Below are 19,686 nucleotides of genomic sequence, written 5' to 3' on the forward strand. Positions count from 1 at the left end.
CACAGTCTACATCAATCGAAGCTGTCTCTATGCAAAACGCCGAGTCCGCATCAATGCAGTGGAGCAAAGCCAGGCGCTCGGCCGAAGGCTACACCGACAGATGGTTGCGAGCGGCGTGGTTGCTCATTGCTCTACTCATCCTCTTCGCTTGGCTGATCCTCGCCGTCATCACTTGGGATGTAGTCAATGCAGAACAGGGGAGAGTTTTACAGGAAAACGCCTTCTCGTTGGCACGAACATCCAAACTGCAATTGTCTGGCATCGATTCAAGTCTCTCCCTCGTCGCGATGCAAATCGCCAATTCAACCACCCCCAACGCTAGGTTCTTGCAGCCCCTGATTCGTCTAGCGCCGATCCGCTCTGTCGGCTTTTTTTCCGCAAAGAATGTCCTTGTTGCTGGAGAAAATTCGGCTTTCTTGCGTCAGCTATGGCAGTCGGCGACTTCGTCGCAGTCCCGCACTTGGACACCTGCGCAGATTATGGCCCTGCAACGCTGCCTTCATGATAAAGCATTTTGTATCGGTCCGTTGTTACCAGACTCTTCGGTTGCAACCGCTGCTTCTCGCTGGGGATTCCCGGTTTTTCAGCGCGTTTCCGAGCGCTCCGGGCAAACCTCGCTTTTGATCGCCTGGATTCCCCTCTACGGAGGTTTATTCCCTGCCTGGTCGGGCCTCCACCTGTTGCACCAGGGCGATTCGTTTTTGTTGCGGTCGGATGGCATGTTGTTGAGCCGATATCCGTACTCCCCGAAAGTAGACTACGCTGGAGTACAAACCGGAACCGTCGTAAAGCACTGGCTCATGGAGATCACTAGCTTTGCCAGGACCTTCTCTGGCTACAGTTCCGCGGCGCATGGATGGCGCATGTGCGCGGCACAGCCAATTGGTGAATACCATCTCATCGCTGGGCAGTGTGTCGGGAGATCCATTCTTGCGACCAGCTGGTGGAGATCAATGCGTTGGCCGACGGCAGGGGCCTTGCTGTTACTGTTTCTGAGTTTCTTTCTCTACCGATATCTGGCGCGCGTAAATCGCTCCCGGGAGCTGGAACGTAGGACAGCCGAGAAGGAAATCTGGGAGGCCAAGGAACATGCGGAAGTGACCTTGAGCTCGATTGGTGATGGCGTCATCAGTACCGATTGCAACGGACTGGTGGCCAACATGAATCCGATCGCCCAGTCGATGACCGGTTGGACCCTGGCAGAGGCTCTTGGCAAACCGATCACGCAGGTCTTCTCGATTGTTAGCGAGGCCGATGGTCGCCCCGTCGCCAACCCTGCTGAGAGAGCCTTAACCGAGGGGAGAATCGTGGGGTTGGCCAACCATACGATTTTGATCGACCGGCAGGGCCAGCGCCGAAGTATCGAAGACTCGGCAGCGCCTATTCGGGATCGTTCTGGCAAAGTTTTGGGTACGGTTCTCGTATTCCATGACGTCAGCGAGAAACATGAACTCCTAACCCGGTTATCCTATCAGGCTACGCATGATCTGCTCACCGGACTTCCCAATCGTGTGCTGTTTCAGGAGCACCTGGAGCAAGCGATGCGCAAAGCTAAACGCAGTGAATTATTGCTGATCATCGCTTTTCTCGATCTGGATGACTTCAAGCTGATAAACGATCGCTTAGGTCACGCTGCCGGTGATGATCTATTGAGGCATGTTGCCGAACGCCTGCGTGCAGAACTCCGTGATGGCGATATGCTCTGTCGCTTCGGGGGGGACGAGTTCTCATTTTTTATTAGTGACGTGAGAAGTATCGGCCAGGCCGAACAAATTGCTCGCCGAATATTGAAGATGATAACTCTTCCCGTGGAGCTGGGGGGTGAGCAACGCACCGTGCATGCCAGCCTAGGATTGACGGTGTATCCGTTGGATGATGCCGAGAGTAGTGCGGAATTGATGCGCCACGCAGACCTCGCCCTCTATGCCAGTAAGGACCGAGGTGGCAATGCCCTATCGATTTTTACCAAGGAAATGGAAGACCAGCAGGGGCGGCAGATCGAAAGCTTGCGGATCATGGAATCTGCCCTCGTTGAAGGGCATTTGCAACTGTACTTCCAGCCTATCGTGCATCAGTTTGATGGATTTTTGGGCGCAGAAGTATTGCTGCGCTTACAGCATCCTCTGCGCGGTTTGCTCGGACCACGCGATTTCAGCGAGGCTCTTGACCACCCGCAGCTAGCTGCGCGAGTCGGACGTTTTGTTCTTCATCGGACATTGGACCAACTGCAACGTTGGTTGGATAGCGGTTTCCGGCCAAAGATTTCTATCAACATCAGCGCACAATATCTGCTCGATCCCAAATTTTTGGAGGATCTGGAAGTGGCTTTGGGCGAGTACAGTGTTGAGTTACGCAATAATCTTGTGCTGGAAATTACGGAAACTGCGCCCATGCTGCATTTCGAACGTGCGCGCCAAGTACTGACCGAATGTCAGGCCTTGGGTTGCTCCCTGGCCCTGGATGATTTTGGGACGGGAAATGCTTCGTTGAGCTACCTTCAGCAGCTTCCCGTCAGTTCCTTGAAGATTGACCAAAGTTTTATTCGTGACATCTTGCGCGACCCAAAAGATTACGCGATTGTTTCAGGAATCATCTATGTCGGAGAAATGCTCAATTTGTCCGTGGTTGCCGAGGGAGTGGAAACGAAAGAGCAACTCAAGGCACTACAGCAACTTAACTGCTCTGCCTATCAGGGGTATTTATTTTCCCGACCCATGCCTGCCCAAGAGTTCGAAAATTGGGAAGTCCCCGCTGACCTTCTGAGCTCGTGAAATAACTAAGCATCTGCTCACTCTGCAAGTATCCGCCTGGTTCTGCTTGTCCCCCAGCGATCAAACCATAAATAAAACGCCGGGGTAATGTACAGAGTCAGAAACTGGGAAAAGATCAGGCCGCCGACCACGGCTACGCCCAGTGGCACGCGGCTATCTGCGCCGGCGCCAAATCCAATGGCGATGGGCAAGACCCCGAGGATGGCGGCGAAGGTAGTCATCATGATGGGACGATAGCGAATGCGGCAGGCATCGATGATGGCTTCCTGTGCGGATGCCCCGTCGCGCCGTCGGCTGACGGCAAAATCCACGAGAATGATACCATTTTTCTTCACCAGGCCCAGTAACATGATGATACCGATAAAGCTATACAGATCTAACGGCAGCCCAAAAATCCACAGTGAAAATAGTGCTCCGAAGGCAGCGAGAGGGAGGGCGGTGAGAATGGTCAGCGGATGCAGAAAATGTTCATAGAGAATCGCCAGCACCACATAAATCAGCAAAATCGTGGCCAGGAGCAGGAAGGGCAGGCTTTGGAATGCGGACTGAAACTGCCGGGCATTGCCACCAAATTCGCCGACAATTCCTGCTGGCAGCACCGCCTTTGCGGTTTTTTCAATGGTCGGCACCACACTCCCCAGGGAGGCGCCAGGCGCCAGGTTGAACGAGATCGTGGTCGAAGGTTGCCCATCGTGCTGCATGAGATTTTCTGGTGCTGCACTGTAGCGAAATCCAGCCACGGCCGACAATGGTACCAGGCTACCCCCAGCTCCCGGTACGCTCAAAGTAGACAAGGCATTGATGTCTTGCTGGTATTGCGGCTGCAACTCCAGGATCACTTCATATTGATCGCTGGCACCGTAGATGGTCCCCACTTCCTGCCCACCGAAGGCCAGCCCTAAGGTCTTCTCGATAGCTTCCGGGGTGACTCCCAGTGCTGTGGCCCGGGCGCGATGAATTTGTATGCTGATCTGAGGACTGTCATTTTGCAGGCTGCTGTTGACGTTGCGAAGCTCGGGAAGTTGGCGCAGGGCTGCCGTCATCTTGCGGGTGGCGGTATGCAGCTCCGCCCAGCTGCCGCCCACCAGCTCATAGACCACACTCCCGTTACCACTCGCCGTTCCCGAACTGCCACTCTGCGGGCCTTGATAGACGATCTGGACGTTGTGAAACGGTTTACTCGCTCGGTTGAGCGCGCTGATGATCTCGGGCGTTTGGGGGGCATAGCCATTCTTGATATGGATGAACATATGGCCTGTACTACGGTTGCCAAAGCCCCCCGGACCCTGGCCCGCCGAGGAGACCACCGACTGGATCTTGTCGTTTGCCTTCACGACTCGCGCGATTTGTCCCTGCTCCTGCACGATCTCGGCGAAGGTCATGTTGGAGGGATACTCAATGTTGGCATTGATGAAGCCGGCATTCTGGGACGGCAGAAAGGCCTTGTGCACCAACGCGGCCATGCCGAGACTCCCGAGCAGAAAAAGAAACGCCAGGAAGAGCATCCAGTTGCGGTGCCGCAACGCAGTCTCCAGACTGGCGACATAGCCGTCGCGACTACGCTTGAAGAGGCGTTGAAACCAGCCATCCTCGGGCAGGAGATCGGGGTCGTGTACCCCCGCCAGCGCATGCGCATGGTTGGGCTTGAGATACCGACTGCAGAGCATGGGAGTGACGGTCAACGCCACGGCCCCGGAAATGAGGATCACCATGGCAATGCTGATGCCGAAATCGGCAAACAGATGTCCGACAAAGCCGCCCAGAAAGATCAGCGGCAGAAAAATGATGGCCAGAGAGATCGTCATGGAGAGCACGGTAAAGCTGATTTCCTGGCTACCGTGCAAGGCCGCGGTGCTTCCCGTCTCACCGCGATCGATATGACGATTGATATTTTCCAACATCACTACGGCATCATCCACTACAAAGCCTACCGCGAGGGTAAGGGCCAGCAGGGTCAGGGTATTCAGGCTGAAGCCCAGTAGCCGCATCCCTAAAAAACTACCCAGCAGCGAGAGGGGGATGGCCACTGCGCCGATCAGGGTCGCCGAGGGACGACGCAGAAAAAGCCACATGACTCCGGCAACCAGAAACGAGGCGATCAGCAGGGTCAGCAAGACCTCCTGAATGGCGGCGCGCACGTAGTCGGCCAGATCAAACACTGGCTTTACTTGTATCCCTCCCGGCATTTCTGCCTGCAGTTTGGGCAGTAGCGTACGGATCTGGTCCGAGATCGCCACGGTATTGCTGCCCGGTTGCCGTACCACGGCGAGGACGATACCAGGCGTTTTGTTGATCCAGGTCTCCTGCTGGTTGTCCTCGGTACTGTTGCGTGCCTTGCCCACGGCATCCAGTGGAACCGCCTGACCGCCGGCATAGGCAAGGACGAGGTGGTTGAAGGCGGCGGCATCGTGCAGCTGGCCATGTACGCGGGTGGCGAAGGCCTGCGGACCCGTATCCAGCGTACCGCCGGGCAGGTTGACATTGGCGTTGCCGATGGCCGTCTGTACTGCCTGCAGGCTCAGACCGCGGGCGGAGAGGGCGTAAGGGTTGAGATAGATGCGCACGGCATAGGTTTGAGCACCGTAGATCTGCACATTGGAGACCCCTGCGATCCCCGAAAGTGCTGTCGCTACCTTGGTCTGCGCATATTTATCAAGGGTATATAAGGGCATGTTGCGCGCCGACATCCCCATGTAAAAAATCGGCTGTGCCGAAGGGTTCATTTGCCGGACCGTCGGCGGCTGCGGCATTCCCGGCGGGAGAAGATGCTGTGCCTGCGCGACGGCATTGGATACCTCCTGCGTTGCGCCCAACACCGATGTGCTCAGATTGAATTGCAGGGTGATCTGGACCACCCCATTTTCGCTTACCGCGCTCATCGAATTGATGCCAGGAATACTGGCAAATTGGCGCTCCAGTGGCGTTGCCACAGCGCTGGCCATGGTTTTGGGGCTGGCGCCTGGTAGCTGCGCCGTCACCATCACCATTGGGAAGCTGACATTCGGCAGCAGCGCCGTCGGCAATTGCAGGTAGGCTACCAGGCCAAGAAGGGCAAATGCCAGGGCCAGAACAGTGGTGGCGACGGGACGGCGAATGAAGGGGGCAGAGAGATTCATTGTGCGTTTTGCGTCTGGACTGCCATACCGGGGTGGAGACGCGCAGGCGCGCCAATCACCACCTGCTCACCAACCAGGTTCTTGGCTTTGACCGCTACTCGATTGCCATCCTGACCGAGAAAATCCACCGCCTGCATCTGCGCCTTACCCTTTACGATATGGTAAACGTAGGGCCCGGAAACGCCCTGCTGCAGGGCAGTCGCCGGAAGGACCGCGACGTCCTGCAGGGTCTTGGCGATATATTCGACCTGCACATACTCCCCCGGCCACAAGAGCTGGTTTTGGTTGGGCACCGTAGCCCGCGCGGTAACCGTTGCCGAGGCGGCGTTGACGGTGTTGTCGATGGCCGTCAGTCTGCCAGTCGCAAGAATTTTGTGGTGGTTTTCATCCCAGATCTGCACGGTTCCAGTCTTCCCCGCCAGTGCCTGGCGCAAATCGCCGAGATATTTCTCCGGCAAACTGAATTGGACAAGCATGGGGTGGGTTTGCTGGATGGTGAGGAGCTGGGTGTTGTTGGCAGTCACCAGGTTGCCCGCGCGGGTCTGCACCAGGCCGACCACGCCGCTGATGGGAGCATAGATCTGCGTGTGGCGCAGGTTGATTTGTGCGGCTTGCAACGCCGCGCGATCGGCCGCAATGCTGGCGGCTGCACTTTGCGCCTGCGACTGGGCCTGCTCAAAAGTCTGACGGGTCACGTACTCTTTTTCCAATAGGGGCTGATACGCCTCTACCTGCTGACGATCGTAACGTTCCTGCGCCTTCTCGCCTTGCAGATTGGCCTCGTCCTGCGCTACCTGCGCTGCGGCCGTCGAGGGATCGATGACAAAGAGCAGTTGCCCTTTCTGCACCTGTTCGCCCGAGTGGATGGCAACTTTCTGCAGGATTCCGCTCACTTGCGGCACAATGGTGACCGAGTGGGAGGCCTGTGCTTGCCCCAGGGTTTGCACCTTCAGCGGCAAGTCACCGCGCTGCACCACCGTGCTGCTTACGACTACTGGTGGCGGTTGGCGTTTCGCCTGGTGGCCGCAGCCAGCCAAGGCCAGGCCGACAATCACCAGAAGCAGAAATCTGATCCTTATATCCATGGTCATTCCTTGGAGCCTGCGGCCAGGGTTGGAAGTTTCGTCACGTTTCGCGGGAGGCCGATCAACCCCAGGGCGTTGGCCAGATTGGCCAGCTGCGTATAGGCGGTGGTGATATCCTGCACGCGAGTCTGCTCGGCAGTGGTCAGAGTCGCCTGCGCAGAAAGCAGATTGAGCATGGTAGCCAACCCAACCCTGTACTGCGCGCGAATGGCCGCAAGGGATGCCTTGGCACTTTCCACGGCGATCTGTGAGGCACGCGCAGCTTCGCGAGCACCCAAGACGGTCTGATAATCCTGCCCCACGGTCAAGGCGATGCTTTGCGCCTCCTGACTCAGGCTTGCCTGCGCGCTCCGCTCCTGTCGTTGCGCCTCCTGAATCGCGTAACTCTGCTGAAAGCCGGTAAAGAGTGGTACCTTGAGGGTAAAGCCGAGCGCCCAGTTTTCCGAGGGCTGCAAATTGTTTTGGAAGCGCTTACCGGCGCTCATCGAAAATGCCAGACTCGGCAGACCTTGCGCCGCATCCTCCCGCACCGTGGCACGGGCTGCCAGAATTCGGGCTGCAGCCTCTTGTACCAGTGGATTATTGTGCACCGCGCGATGCACAAGCTGCGCCATGCTGGGGGTGATGCTCGGAGGTAATTGATCGACATCGAGCGGAGCCACCGGGATGGAATTATTGGGCGGTAACCCGCAACTCGCCGCCAAAGCCGATTGATCGGAGCGCAGCGTCGCCCGCGCCGAAAGCAGTTGCGCAACCGCTTGAGCCAGCGCTGATTTCGCTTGCAGCACGTCCGCAATGGTCGCCATACCCGACTTCTGTTTGAGTTGAGCGGCATCGAGATTGGCGCGATCTTCCCGAACGGTCTGTGTATAGGATTGCACCAGCGCCTTTTGGCCGATGAACTGGTAATAGTCCTGCGTTACCGTCAATGCAACCTGACTCAATGCCTGATTGTTTTCAAAGCCGTTGAGGTAGAGCTGCGCCAGAGCATTGTCGCGTTGCGCCGCGCGCAGCCCAAATTCATACAATACCCAGGTCAGGCTGAGACTCTCCGAACTACTGTTCAGAACTGGAATAGCAAAACCGGCCGTGGTATTGCTTTGTGAACGTATGCCATTGGCAGATAGCGATAAGCTGGGCAGGAAGGCGGCGTCTGCTGCACCTACTCCTGCAGCCGAAGCCCGTAGATTTTCCCAGGCGACCCGCGTCTGTGGATTGTGTGCCAAAGCGTAAGCGGTGAGGGCTGCCAGGCTTTGCGGTTTCCTGATGGGTTTTGCAGCTGGCAGCCTTGCTTGCGGCAGACTGCTCGGTGCGCCTGTCCATGTCTTGCCCAGGGGCACGCTGTACCCCTGCGTATCGAAAGGGTCCTGCCAGAGCAGATCAAGCGGGGCGGAGAGGGCAGTCGCAGGACCACCGACGGCCACGATCGAACAGACGATCTGCAGGGCGCAAAAGCGCAGCGATAATGCCTTGCGGGGGTTGTTTTTCACCGACCGGATACCTTGCGCGATGAGTTGCGCCAAGGTAGCACTTAGGATCGGAGGCGTCTATGCAGGCGCGGTAATATACCCGCCGATGCGGTCCAGAGCCAGGCGCAGATTTTCGTCACTGGTGGCAAAGGAGAGCCGCAGATGGCCGGGGCTACCAAAGGCGCTGCCGGGAACCACGGCAACTCCAGCCTCCAAAAGCTGCTCGGCTAACTGCAGATCGGAATCGATGCCCCGGCTCTGCATCACTCCCTGCACGTTGGGAAAGCTATAAAACGTACCAGAGGATGGCAAAACAGCAACGCCGGGGAGGGTACGCAACCGGTCATACACATACTGATGGCGTCGCGCGAAGGCCTGTAGCATGGGGGTAAGAAGGGTATCGCCACTCTCCAGGGCCGACTGGGCCGCTGCCTGGGCAATGGAACACGGATTGGAGGTGCTCTGCGACTGCACGGTTTCCATGGCAGCGATCAGCGCCGAGGGTCCAGCACAATAGCCAATGCGCCAGCCGGTCATGGCGTAGGCCTTGGAAACGCCATTCATGATGATACAACGCGGAAGCAGGTCGGGGCAGGCATTCGCGATGTTCACGAATGGCGCATCACCGAAGAGGATCTTTTCGTACATGTCGTCGCTGGCGATGAGAACCTCTGGATGGGCCCGCAGAACCTCTCCAAGGGCGGCCAATTCCGCTCTGCTGTACGCCATCCCCGAGGGATTGGACGGACTGTTGAGCACCAACAGACGTGTGCGCGGGGTGATTGCTGCAGCCAGTTGCTCCGCAGAAATCTTGAACTGCACGTCGATATCCGTATCCAGTATCACCGGACGCGCTTCGGCCAGCAGGACCATATCGGGATACGATACCCAATAGGGTGCCGGGATGATCACCTCATCTCCGGGGTTGAGCAGGGCCTGACAGAGATTGAAAAAACTTTGCTTGCCGCCGACGGAAACCAGGATCTGGCTGGCACGAAATTCCAGCCCATTATCCCGAGCGAATTTGGCCGCAACTACTGCCTTCAGCTCGGGGGTGCCACCGACCGCCGTATACTTGGTGAAGCCACGATCCAGTGCCGCCTTCGCGGCGTCTTTGATGGGTCCTGGCGTATCAAAGTCCGGCTCACCAGCGCCCAGACTGACAATGTCTTTTCCCTGCCGCTTCAGTTCTGCGGCGCGGGCGGTAACCGCCAGGGTAGGGGAGGGGCGAACCGTCGAAACGCGGCTGGAAAGGCGAATATCCACTGCACAGTCCTCAAGGGAAGCGTAGAAAAGGGCCAAATTGTAAGCCGTGGCTGGGGAAAAGCAACCGCATCAGCTAGTGGCTTGCTTGTGCAAGATGCTGGCAATTCGCCGCAGGCGCTCCAGAGGATCCTGCAGCAGCAGCAGTTGTTGTTTTTCCGCTGCCCGGACTGGAAGCGCCTGAGCGAGAATCATGCCTGCACGACTGGCATCCAGATTCTGCGCCGCTGGGTCTTCGGTGATCTGCTGCAGGATGGGTCTCAGCCAGTCATGCTCGAAGGCGAGGGGAAGCGTGGGCTCCTCCGGCCACAGGTGGACGCGTCCAATCGTGATATCATTGGCCTGCTCCCACTCCTGCACGGTGAAGCGCTGCATGCCCTCGATTTCCAGAAGCAAAAGGCCATTTTCACTGTTCCAGTCGATGATCTTCGCCAGGGTACCTACCGGCACCGGCGCCGACTCTGCCTCGGCCAGGCAGATGCCAAAAGGTTTGCCGCTGCGCATGGCGCGACTCACCATGTCCAGGTAGCGCGGCTCGAAGATCCGCAGACCCATTCGGGCATTGGGAAAAAGCACCGAACTGAGTAAAAATAGGTCAATCCATTCCTGCGCATCTTGCTGCGCCGTCATCGTCTGCCCCTGTGAAGCCATCATGCCTGAACTTAGTGTAGCTCCCCTTTCCTTGTATGTGCATCTTCCCTGGTGCAAAGCCAAATGCCCATACTGTGATTTCAACTCCTACGCTGCGGCAGAGTTTCCCGCGGAGCGGTATGTCGATGCCCTGATCGTCGATCTGGAGCGCGAACTCCCGCGCGTTTGGGGACGCCAAGTGCACACTATCTTTTTTGGCGGCGGCACGCCAAGCCTCTTTCCCGCCGTATCTCTGGATCGTCTGCTCTGCGCCATTCGCGCTCGCCTGCGTTTGGCGCCGCAGGTGGAAATCAGTCTGGAAGCCAACCCCGGCGCCGTGGATGCAGCCGCATTTCAGGGATTTCGCGATGCGGGAATCAATCGCTTGTCGCTTGGCGTGCAATCCTTTGATGATCGTTTTTTGCAAGCCTTGGGCCGGATACACGACGCCCGTGCCGCGCATCTAGCCATCGAGGCGCTACAAAACGCCGGCTTCGACAATTGGAATCTGGATCTGATTTTTGCCTTGCCGGCTCAGGATCTTGTCGCCGCGCAGCGAGACCTGCGCGCTGCGCTGGCCCATCAGCCTCCCCATCTGTCCCTCTACCAACTGACCCTGGAGCCAGGTACCCCATTCGCCACGCAAATTCCCGCGCAGTTGCCCGACCCGGACTCGGCTGCCGAAATGGAGGAAGTGCTACGCAGCGAACTGGCCGCCGCCGGATTGCAGCGCTACGAGGTATCGGCGCACGCACGCTCTGGCCGACAGTGCCGGCACAATCGAAATTACTGGTTGTATGGTGATTATCTGGGCATTGGCGCGGGCGCACACGAAAAGATCACCTTGCCGGGGCAGGGCATCTGGCGTAGCCGCAAGGCGCCACGTCCAGAGAGTTATATGGCCGCAGCGCTGCGAGGGGAAGGGCAATTGGCCGAGGAACATTGGGTGCCAACGGAGGAGAGACCCTTCGAATTTTTTCTCAACGCCTTGCGTTTATTGGAGGGATTTGACGAAGAGTTGTTCGAGGAGCGAACGGGAATCAGCTTCCTGTTGGTAGAGGCACGTCTGCGCCAAGCTCAGCGGGATGGATTGATGCGGCGGGAAGGGCGCCACTGGCGCCCCACGCCTCTGGGATTGAACTGGCTCAATCAACTCTGTCGCCAGTTTCTGCCCAAGGCGCGCACAATTCAGTCGCGCCCCATTGTCTCGGCTTCATGACCCGTAATGGAGCCTTCGGTAAAGAGGTACTCGCGCAGCTCCTTGTCGAGGCGCGGCAGCTTACGCCGCAGCCATTCCAGCACCATGGCCGCATGCTCGATTTCCTCGTCGCGGTTATGGGCTAATACGGCTTTGAGTGCGGGGTCTTGGCAGGCATCGGCGCGCTGTTGGTACCAGTCGACGGCCTCGAACTCTTCCATCAGGGAGCTGATGGCGCGGTGGATATCCAGGGTATCCGGGCTCAATTTTTCCAGGGGTTCATGCAGGCTTTCGTGGGCCATGGCTTGTCTCCGTTCGGTGTCTGTGAATGCCTCCTAAGCATAGCCGCGGGCAACGCCCAAGACCAGGGCGGCGCTTTGGCTTGGCGCGGATTCTGTCCAAGCGTGGGCTCTGTTCCCGTACCACGGCGGCAGAATGGGTGCGCGCGGGACGGGTGAGCGTGGCTGGAGAAATCATTACCGATCCTGAGCAGGGTTTTCTTTTGCATCAAGCTGCGATCACAGTCGACGGAGCCTTGGTAGCGGCGCCAGAGCGCCGCGTCCTCCTCCTGCATAAACCCCACGGCTATCTCGTAACCCGAAGCGACACGCAGGGACGCCGGACGATCTACGAACTTATCCCCGGAGACGGCTGGTTAGCTCCTGTAGGGCGTCTGGATCAGGCGAGTAGCGGCGTGCTACTGCTTACCAATGACCCCGCCTGGGCACAGACCCTGCTCGATCCGGAAAGCCATCTTCCCAAGCGCTATCATGTGCAGATCCGTCCTCCTCTTGCCGCAGAGCAGATCGCGACCCTCGCAGCGGGTCCGCAGATCGAAGGTGTGCAATACCGTCCCATGGACATCCGCGAAATCCGCTGTGGGGGAAAGACTCAGTGGCTCGAATTCATGCTGATCGAAGGTCGTAACCGGCAGATTCGCCGCCTGCTAGACAACCAGGGCCGCATAGTGCTGCGATTGATTCGAATTGCCATCGGCACACTGGAGCTCGGCACCCTGCGCCCGGGTGAGTGGCGAGAGCTTTCTGCGCAAGAGATCCGTGGTCTGATGGAAAAAGCGTCCGCCAGGGTGGATTGACTCGCCGCCGCATGATCGGTATTCTTCGTCCCTCGCAGCGCTCGTAGCTCAGCCGGATAGAGCAACTGACTACGAATCAGTAGGTCGGGAGTTCGAATCTCTCCGAGCGCGCCAAATAAAACAGGCGCTTAGGTCAGTCTCCTAAGTGCCATATTTTTTTCGTGTAAGCACTATGTAAGTACCAGCGAGAAAGCCGGCATCAGATCGGAAGGCGCTGGCGATTACCTCCTGCGCCCAGATCAGGCTGGCCAAGGAATGCGATCTGGCGCAGTAGCGGGGGAGGTGGCGTGGAACGGATGGAACAGGAAAAAATATCAGTGCTGGAGACTCAAACACTGATTTACCGACCTCCGAAGACCTCGGCATTCCCTGTTATGATCACCAGATGCCCAACGGCCAGGAATGGGGTAGCGACTACCTCGTGCAGGCAGTCGTCGGTCATCAGTAGTGGTACGCCAGGCCGACCATGCCGCGCACCTCGTTGATCGTAGCAGCGGCGGCGAGCTGATAGGGCGCATAGCTGTAGGTGGCGTGGTAGCGGTCATAGTTCACGCCCGCGAAGGCGCTGAAATCATCCGAGAACGCATAGACGCCCTTTGCGCCCAACTGGAAGATGCCGGATGCAGGAGGGTTTTCAGCGCCATAGGAGTTGCCTTGGTAGGTTGCGGTTGCTGTCGAGCTGAGGCCTGCCAAATATCCAGCATGTGCTGAAACGTCGAATGGGCCTCCGGTATTGGTTGCCACTTCAACGCCTCCGCCCAACCCGTTATTGCCATACTTGACGGTTCCGAGTCCATCGTAGCCAATGTAGAAATCCGCGTACTGGTAGGCGATGTAGGGACCAACCGCAATCGTGGGCGAGACTTGGAAGAGCTTGCCTGCGCGGGCGTTAAACTGGAGCGAGTGCCCGTAGGTTTTGGCGTGGTAGCTGGCCGAGGCGTTCCCCAAAACGGATACCACGGAGCCGCTGCCGCCGGACAGAGGCGCACCGAAGCCGTAATTAAAGCCTAGATGCACGAACCAGAGCTGTCCATTGATGCCGTTGGCGAAAACGCCCATGCCTCCCACCGTCTGGCTGCCAGAAGCAGAAGCGGACGCGCCTGGAATAGATGCGGACACGGATGATGGCGTGCTGACAAACTGACCGTACAGACCCAGCAGGTTCTCGGTCTGCCCAAAAGAGCCAACCATGTCATCTGCCATGGAGATTGAAGGGATCGCGGCCAAGGCTGCGACGGTTAAAACGATTTTCTTCATACGAGACTGCTCCTTGAGGGTGGCAAGGTGTTTTTAGGCGAAATCATGAGGGGTGCAAGCTAGGTCATCGCAGCTCGTTGAGGTTGGGCATATTGCCGTCCTCAATCGCTGCTTTCTTCACAGCCTCGCACGCAGTCAGGGAATTAAAGTAATTCATGTTCCCATGACTCATCCGCAGGACTACCAAGAGACGCCCGTCACCTAAATGGGTGACTCGCACCCCCTTATACCCGAGAAGGATTTGCGCTTCCGGCGTCGATCGCATGAAGTCGCGCAACGCCAAAGGGCTTCGAAATTCTGGAGCTTGCCTCCGGGCGGCTACGTTGGTGGCGCTCTCGCATCTCTGCGTGCCGAAGTCCAAGATCCACCATTGAGAAGCCCAAGCCGCAGGAGACATGAGCATCAGGCCCAAAACTGCCAGCTTCGTCCATTTCTTTGCTATTTCCCCCGATAACGTCGATGCTCAATGATGCTCAGTCATGACGCCGGAGATATATAGGCGCTCCACGTCGGATCGCAACGTGGGATAGTCTGGGTTCAATGGCACCAGCTCGAAAAAAGCCCTTGGAGTCTCAAAGAGCTTTTTGCCCAGCCGGGCGCGCACGTGAGGGAATGCGGCAGATCAGTCTTCCCGCCTGAAAGACTGATACCAGCTGCACACGTGCGCGGTTGCTATTTCCGCTCGGTCATAGCGTGTGAATGATTTCACGTGGTACAGACCTTGCACTATAAGCGCATAGATCGTGCCACGTGAATTTTATTCATAAGCGACTCAGCCACCACGATGGCAGGGACAAAAAAGCCCCAGACGAATGGCCTGGGGATGGGGACAGCGGTTGCTGTGTGTGGATGCCGTTTCCTGCCCCAGATTTGCCCTCTGAGCGATTTTCGCGGCGCAGGCGGGGTTGTTGTATAGGCAGTCGCTTTACGCGCACGAGGAACAGAAAGCCCATGATGCACGCGCATGTACAACTGCCAAAAGTCCCTCCGGTGGATGTGAGACTCCATGATGCATGAAGCAAAAGTCAGGTTTTTTAGCACGCCGCCGCGCGGCTTCTGCGATCCGCGCCTTTCCTGCCTCGATCCGTGGTCCTGTAATCATGCCGCCATGATTCTTGCACCGATGGCCTTTCCCGATGCCCTGGGCTTTGCATGGCGCTCCAGTTCTTGTCCTTGCACCGCAGCGAGCTTTTTCATTCTCATCGATGAATGGCCGATAGTCGTTCTGATCCCCAATCGGCAGGCCCTCGCAGCGTGCCGCGTCACGTTCTTCGCGGATGGCTGCGTAGAACACCGACAGAGAGATGCCAAGGACGCGAGCCATGCTCCGGGGTGAGGACTTTCGAACTCCGTCGAACTCGACAATTTCTGCACCAGCACGGGCACCGGCGGCACGCAAGATGAAGTTCTCGATGGCCTGCATGGGTCGCCGTAGCCGCTCGACGCCGTACTGAATGTACACGGCGGTAATGTCGCCCGTCCGGTGGTTAGCCAGCGCTTTTAGCGCGTAATAGGGCACGTCCACTGCATCGGCCACAGTGAGAAAAGTTCTCCGCAGATCATGGCGGCCAATGTCCAGGCCGGTCGCAGCGCATACCATTTGCGTTGCATACCGCATGTTGGTCGGTCGCCCACGCGGACCCGAGAACACAAAAGCATCATGGCGCGGTCGATAAGCTATCATGGTGGTCAACCATTCGCCCACCGGCAACGTGTGATCTGATCCGTTTTTGGTCGCTCGCACTGCCAGGATTCGGCCCTCAAGGTCTACGTCGCACCAGCGCAGGCGTAATGCTTCGTTAGCGCGAAGGCCGGTCAGCAACAGGCAGCGCAGATAGTCCCTCGCGTGGTCTTGCAGTTCACCGGTGGCGCTCCACCATGCTGCAATTTGATGGGGTTCCAGATGTCCCTTGCGCCGTTCGAATCGATACATGCGTTTCCGCAAAACGCCGACAGGGTTGTCGACGATGATGGCTTTTCCGTGTTTTTATCTCAACACCAAGTAATTCTCAAAAATTGTTGCTACCAGGTCTTGTGCACAAGAAATCTCTATCCGTTATGGTGGGTCTGTAGTATTTTGTAACATACTGTAACTTTGTTGCATATTATTACAAATAATAGGTTGATAGATATGGGTTTGGTGTCTACTATTACATCAGCTTTTACATTTATCTATGATATAACATAATATTATCATAGTCTAATTATACAGGTAAAAGCACGTTTTAAATTACTTCAGATAGGAGTTGACTATGAATGCAAAACAAATCTATGTAGCCGTAGCAATAGCAGCCTGGACGCCCGCCGGTGCGTTTGCTGGCACGATTCCCCTCGATCCGACACACAATGCAATGGATCCGCAGAGCCCGTTTGCGACGCTATATCTGCCGCAGAATGCTCCGATTCAGGTGGATCAAGTGGGACCAGATTCTTGGACCCATGCCTACGGTAATCCGGACCACAATGCGGCCTTTCCGATAGCGAAGAATGCACCAGAGTGGATCCGTCAAGGAGTTCGCTGGAATTTTCCGGAAGCCCGTGCCTGGCCCCTTAATGACGACCATCCCTATGGTGAGAAAGTGGATGGGTTGAAAGAGGCGTTGCCCGTTCAGACCCAGTTTTATGGTAATGCTCTGGGCGTATCAGTAGTACGCGGTGTTGTCTACGCTGAAAGCGATGATATGTTCGCCTATGCCATCAATGCAAAAACGGGAAAATTGATTTGGCGGACTAGCCCGGTTGCCAACACTCTCATGGGGAATCCTCTAGTGGTTGGAAATCGTGTTTTCCTATCCGCTGGCAGCGTTTCTTTCAATTTCGCAAACGTCATGGAGTACAAGAGGAATCCAGAAAAGGCCGGTCGCGGAAAGGATATCAGTTACAACGGTGTGTTCTGTCTAAATCGGAAGACGGGAAAGCTGGAATGGAGCTTCAAGACTGCCGGAGATGCAATGCCAACGCCTGCATACGCAGACCACTCCCTCTTCATCAGTACCGGCGACGGGAATATCTACAGGATATCTTCTGCGAATGGTAAGGAGGATTGGAAAACCCATGTCGGTGGCATTGCCAATATGTCCAGTCCAGTAGTCATGGATGGACGAGTATATGTCTCAATGTCTGTGATTCCCGGTCTGTATAGTCTGGATATCCATTCTGGTAAAGTAATCTGGAAAGGAGAAATCCCGGGGGCGGTGAATACTGGAATGGGGGATGTCTCTCCCGCAGCCGCAGATGGCATTGTGGTAATGGATACTGTCGCAAACGCAAAAGTCGTCGACGGAAAACCAACCATGGAAACCATTGTGCGGGCCTTTAATGGCAAGACTGGACAGGTTTTGTGGACCGATAATCTGGGCCGCGGTCCAAAAATTCCCGCATTCAAAGGTGGTGTGCCGATGATCCACGATAATATGGTATACGTCGGTAGTCCCGTAACGTCTGATTATGCCGCAATTGATCTGCACACCGGTCAGGTAAAATGGACATGGAAAGTACCGAATCCTGGTCCAGCGGGTGCCGGTCGGGGAGCGCCTACCTACTATCAGGGAACGCTGTATATCTCCACTGGGCCGGATATCTACGCGGTGAATCCTGATAACGGTCATCTCATCCATAGTTATCACGTAGGGGGACGCTTTGGTATCGTGAACCCCACGATTGTTGGCGGTACCATGTATCTAGGAAACTCCTGGGACTGGGTAAATGCGGTACCGGTGAAGGATGTGAATCCGCAGTTTAGCTAACACGAGATTGATCTCTACTTCGAGGTATATATGGCAACTACAATGCAAAGCAGTAGTCAGCAAGTCACTGAGAGCAAGCACTTGTGGCGGATAATGGCCATTGGGATGCTGGCAGTGCGGTTTGTTCAAGGGTGGATATATTGGGGTGGTGGTTCTCGCCGCTTCATCTATGGTCCACAAAAAATTAATCCGGCTGGTCATTGGATGGCATACAAATTCCAAACCGCCATGCCGGGTGCGATCCTTGGCACTAGCCATCTCATTTCCTTTCTTCTGCACCATTTTGTTTTACTGTATGCCGGAGTCATTATCTTCAGCGCCGTGGAATTAGTTTCCGGGCTGATGTTGATCTCTGGCTTTCTCACTCGTCTCGCTGCGCTTCTGACGCTTGGTTTGTCGTTCACTCTGATGCTGCTTTTTGGCTGGCAGGGGGCTACCTGTATCGATGAATGGACAATGGCGGCGTCCAACTTCGGTATGGGTATTGCTCTTTTTCTGGTCGGTGGTGGGGCGTATTCCATCGACAATTGGCTATTGAAAACCAAACCCGCGCTCGCAACCAAGGGATGGTTTCGCTGGTTGGGCGGAAGTGAGCCTTTACCCTTATCGGATCTTGCCTTCAAAAAACTGGCCCTGACGCTGTTCTGGATTGCCGTCATCTTTATCGTGGCGACCTATTCCTACTATCGTGGCTCTGTCATCACCCCCTTTCACGGCGACCCCACGGGGGTCAAGGTACATCACGTGCAAATGCGGAACCTGCAGATTGCGCCCGATGGGAGTGTTACGGTTCATATGTATGTGAACGCGGGTACGGCTTCGGTCCCGGCTCATATCATCTCGGCCCGTTTGTTAAATTATGCCGGAAAAGTTGTAGAGATATGGGATGGTAAACAGCTATCACACCTGGCTGCTAAGGAAATCGACAATGACTACGCCTATCAGCAGATCCGTCCTGACCCAATATTGGGCCTGAAAGCAGGGCTTGGAGCTGCTGCTACCGTGCATCTGCCGGTCAGTGATTCCTCCGGCTTCCTTGGCACCAGTGCCGGGCCGTACCAATTACAGATCCTGACCATCAATGGAAAAACCATGTCTGTTTCCGGTCAGATAGAAGGGTGAACGGAGTTTTCTCTATTTTGGCGTCCCGCCCTCGGGGCGCCAAGCACAGACCAGCGATAGACTGCTGCCGTCTCTTTGCTCTGAATATGGTTTCCGGCCTTCATCCAGGCCCAGCGTTCAGATATACTGATTGAAGCCGATAGGTACAGGAGCGATTATGGAAGCAGAACACCAGGATCTATTGTCGGAATTTCCAGAATTGACCGAGAAAATGCAAGCGCTCAGGGAAGAATCTCCACACTTCGAGAAGTTGCTGAACGAGTTTAGATCAGTCACTCTGGAGATCGAGCACATCGAACGGAGTGACGCTGCCTCAGGGAGCACCTCTTTGGAAGAGCTGAAGAAAAAGCGCTTGGCCATCAAGGATGAGGTCTATCAGATGGCGAGACTAGATCCCTGAACCGAGCTCAGGGATCTTTCCTGGCTACCGCATGATCTAAACCGCGGAAGAAAGCAATGGCCTTATTGCCGCAGACGCGAGCCTTCTGACATCGGTTTGCGCTTGCGTACGCGCAATACGATGTCGACTTCTTCCAGCTCTGTGTCCTCCGGCAGCTGAGGTTGCTGCGCCAGCCGAAGGTGCTGGGCAGGGATATCCATCAGATCGCCAGTGTCGACGTAATAAAAATGGTGGTGCGGTGCAACATTGGAGTCGTAGAAGACCTTTCCGGGCTCCACAATGACCTCCCGAACCAACCCGTGTTGCGCAAACAGGCCCAGGGTATTGTAGACCGTGGCTTTGGATACGACGGCATAATCCGCGTTCACACGCTGCATAATTTCTTCGGCAGAGAGGTGGGCATGCTCGGCAAACAGGATGTACCCGATCTCCACCCGTTGACTGGTCGGGTTCACTCCTGCATCCCGCAGGGTTTCCAAAACTTCTTGTTTGTTCATAGGTCCCTTGCTCATGTGCTTGTCCCAATACAAAAT

General features: G+C 56.3%; 15 protein-coding genes and 1 tRNA gene. 7 read left to right on the plus strand and 9 right to left on the minus strand.

All coding sequences use genetic code 11. The features are described 5' to 3' along the window. Window positions 1–53: 53 nt before the first annotated feature. Window positions 54–2,771: a bifunctional diguanylate cyclase/phosphodiesterase gene (locus MQE22_RS06355; protein WP_215871244.1), complete on the plus strand. Its 2,718-nt coding sequence runs from the start codon at window positions 54–56 to the stop codon at window positions 2,769–2,771. Window positions 2,772–2,788: 17 nt separating this feature from the next. On the opposite strand, the gene MQE22_RS06360 is transcribed toward MQE22_RS06355, so the two are convergent. The 5 genes from MQE22_RS06360 to MQE22_RS06380 form a co-directional block, all read right to left on the minus strand. Beyond that, window positions 2,789–5,887 (minus strand): efflux RND transporter permease subunit, encoded by a 3,099-nt coding sequence (locus tag MQE22_RS06360; protein WP_215871243.1) that lies wholly within the window; start codon window positions 5,885–5,887, stop codon window positions 2,789–2,791. Further along, window positions 5,884–6,972 (minus strand): efflux RND transporter periplasmic adaptor subunit, encoded by a 1,089-nt coding sequence (locus MQE22_RS06365; RefSeq protein WP_226827167.1) that lies wholly within the window; start codon window positions 6,970–6,972, stop codon window positions 5,884–5,886. The genes MQE22_RS06360 and MQE22_RS06365 overlap by 4 nt, the downstream gene beginning before the upstream one ends. A 2-nt stretch (window positions 6,973–6,974) precedes the next feature. Continuing rightward, window positions 6,975–8,462, minus strand: coding sequence for a TolC family protein (locus MQE22_RS06370; protein WP_255790260.1), 1,488 nt, complete (start codon window positions 8,460–8,462; stop codon window positions 6,975–6,977). 57 nt (window positions 8,463–8,519) lie between these two features. Further along, window positions 8,520–9,707, minus strand: a complete 1,188-nt coding sequence (locus tag MQE22_RS06375) for a pyridoxal phosphate-dependent aminotransferase (RefSeq protein ID WP_215871241.1) — start codon at window positions 9,705–9,707, stop codon at window positions 8,520–8,522. A gap of 69 nt (window positions 9,708–9,776) precedes the next feature. Continuing rightward, on the minus strand, window positions 9,777–10,334 hold the full coding sequence (locus MQE22_RS06380) for an LON peptidase substrate-binding domain-containing protein (RefSeq protein ID WP_215871240.1): 558 nt from the start codon (window positions 10,332–10,334) through the stop codon (window positions 9,777–9,779). A gap of 22 nt (window positions 10,335–10,356) precedes the next feature. On the opposite strand from MQE22_RS06380, the gene hemW reads away from it, so the two are divergent. Beyond that, complete coding sequence (hemW, locus tag MQE22_RS06385) at window positions 10,357–11,553, plus strand: radical SAM family heme chaperone HemW (protein WP_215871239.1); 1,197 nt, start codon at window positions 10,357–10,359, stop codon at window positions 11,551–11,553. Here hemW and MQE22_RS06390 read toward each other — a convergent pair. Then, complete coding sequence (locus MQE22_RS06390) at window positions 11,523–11,834, minus strand: encapsulin-associated ferritin-like protein (protein ID WP_215871238.1); 312 nt, start codon at window positions 11,832–11,834, stop codon at window positions 11,523–11,525. The two genes, hemW and MQE22_RS06390, sit on opposite strands and share 31 nt — an antisense overlap. 26 nt (window positions 11,835–11,860) lie before the next feature. Here MQE22_RS06390 and MQE22_RS06395 point away from each other — a divergent pair, with 26 nt between their 5' ends. Both MQE22_RS06395 and MQE22_RS06400 read left to right on the plus strand, forming a co-directional pair. Continuing rightward, window positions 11,861–12,628 (plus strand): pseudouridine synthase, encoded by a 768-nt coding sequence (locus tag MQE22_RS06395; RefSeq protein ID WP_215885790.1) that lies wholly within the window; start codon window positions 11,861–11,863, stop codon window positions 12,626–12,628. Between the two features lie 37 nt (window positions 12,629–12,665). Then, window positions 12,666–12,742 (plus strand) — tRNA-Arg (locus MQE22_RS06400). A 327-nt stretch (window positions 12,743–13,069) separates the two neighbouring features. On the opposite strand, the gene MQE22_RS06405 is transcribed toward MQE22_RS06400, so the two are convergent. After that, the gene (locus MQE22_RS06405) at window positions 13,070–13,885 is read right to left on the minus strand and encodes a hypothetical protein (RefSeq protein WP_215871789.1); all 816 of its coding nucleotides are present in this window, start codon (window positions 13,883–13,885) and stop codon (window positions 13,070–13,072) included. A gap of 925 nt (window positions 13,886–14,810) precedes the next feature. Next, the gene (locus tag MQE22_RS06410) at window positions 14,811–15,818 is read right to left on the minus strand and encodes a tyrosine-type recombinase/integrase (RefSeq protein WP_215871788.1); all 1,008 of its coding nucleotides are present in this window, start codon (window positions 15,816–15,818) and stop codon (window positions 14,811–14,813) included. Window positions 15,819–16,137: 319 nt separating this feature from the next. Here MQE22_RS06410 and MQE22_RS06415 point away from each other — a divergent pair, with 319 nt between their 5' ends. The 3 genes from MQE22_RS06415 (at window position 16,138) to MQE22_RS06425 (ending at window position 19,153) form a co-directional block, all read left to right on the plus strand. Next, window positions 16,138–17,631 (plus strand): outer membrane protein assembly factor BamB family protein, encoded by a 1,494-nt coding sequence (locus tag MQE22_RS06415; RefSeq protein WP_215871787.1) that lies wholly within the window; start codon window positions 16,138–16,140, stop codon window positions 17,629–17,631. Window positions 17,632–17,661: 30 nt separating this feature from the next. Then, complete coding sequence (locus MQE22_RS06420) at window positions 17,662–18,753, plus strand: TQO small subunit DoxD (protein ID WP_215871786.1); 1,092 nt, start codon at window positions 17,662–17,664, stop codon at window positions 18,751–18,753. A 157-nt stretch (window positions 18,754–18,910) separates the two neighbouring features. Beyond that, window positions 18,911–19,153: an HP1242/YdcH family protein gene (locus MQE22_RS06425; RefSeq protein WP_215871785.1), complete on the plus strand. Its 243-nt coding sequence runs from the start codon at window positions 18,911–18,913 to the stop codon at window positions 19,151–19,153. Between the two features lie 62 nt (window positions 19,154–19,215). On the opposite strand, the gene MQE22_RS06430 is transcribed toward MQE22_RS06425, so the two are convergent. Continuing rightward, window positions 19,216–19,650 (minus strand): Fur family transcriptional regulator, encoded by a 435-nt coding sequence (locus MQE22_RS06430; protein WP_226827747.1) that lies wholly within the window; start codon window positions 19,648–19,650, stop codon window positions 19,216–19,218. Window positions 19,651–19,686 lie beyond the last annotated feature (36 nt).

The sequence above is a fragment of the Acidithiobacillus sp. YTS05 genome, assembly GCF_024396695.1.
Taxonomy (GTDB): Bacteria; Pseudomonadota; Gammaproteobacteria; order Acidithiobacillales; family Acidithiobacillaceae; genus Igneacidithiobacillus; species Igneacidithiobacillus copahuensis.

Excerpts from the sequence above, each read along its gene's own strand:
- MQE22_RS06355 (WP_215871244.1), top strand. The coding sequence starts at position 54 with ATGCAGTGGAGCAAAGCCAGGCGCTCGGCCGAAGGCTACACCGACAGA.
- MQE22_RS06360 (WP_215871243.1), bottom strand. The coding sequence starts at position 5,887 with ATGAATCTCTCTGCCCCCTTCATTCGCCGTCCCGTCGCCACCACTGTT.
- MQE22_RS06365 (WP_226827167.1), bottom strand. The coding sequence starts at position 6,972 with ATGGATATAAGGATCAGATTTCTGCTTCTGGTGATTGTCGGCCTGGCC.
- MQE22_RS06380 (WP_215871240.1), bottom strand. The coding sequence starts at position 10,334 with ATGACGGCGCAGCAAGATGCGCAGGAATGGATTGACCTATTTTTACTC.
- hemW (WP_215871239.1), top strand. The coding sequence starts at position 10,357 with ATGCCTGAACTTAGTGTAGCTCCCCTTTCCTTGTATGTGCATCTTCCC.
- MQE22_RS06390 (WP_215871238.1), bottom strand. The coding sequence starts at position 11,834 with ATGGCCCACGAAAGCCTGCATGAACCCCTGGAAAAATTGAGCCCGGAT.
- MQE22_RS06395 (WP_215885790.1), top strand. The coding sequence starts at position 11,861 with ATGCCTCCTAAGCATAGCCGCGGGCAACGCCCAAGACCAGGGCGGCGC.
- MQE22_RS06405 (WP_215871789.1), bottom strand. The coding sequence starts at position 13,885 with ATGAAGAAAATCGTTTTAACCGTCGCAGCCTTGGCCGCGATCCCTTCA.
- MQE22_RS06410 (WP_215871788.1), bottom strand. The coding sequence starts at position 15,818 with ATGTATCGATTCGAACGGCGCAAGGGACATCTGGAACCCCATCAAATT.
- MQE22_RS06415 (WP_215871787.1), top strand. The coding sequence starts at position 16,138 with ATGAATGCAAAACAAATCTATGTAGCCGTAGCAATAGCAGCCTGGACG.
- MQE22_RS06420 (WP_215871786.1), top strand. The coding sequence starts at position 17,662 with ATGGCAACTACAATGCAAAGCAGTAGTCAGCAAGTCACTGAGAGCAAG.
- MQE22_RS06425 (WP_215871785.1), top strand. The coding sequence starts at position 18,911 with ATGGAAGCAGAACACCAGGATCTATTGTCGGAATTTCCAGAATTGACC.
- MQE22_RS06430 (WP_226827747.1), bottom strand. The coding sequence starts at position 19,650 with ATGAACAAACAAGAAGTTTTGGAAACCCTGCGGGATGCAGGAGTGAAC.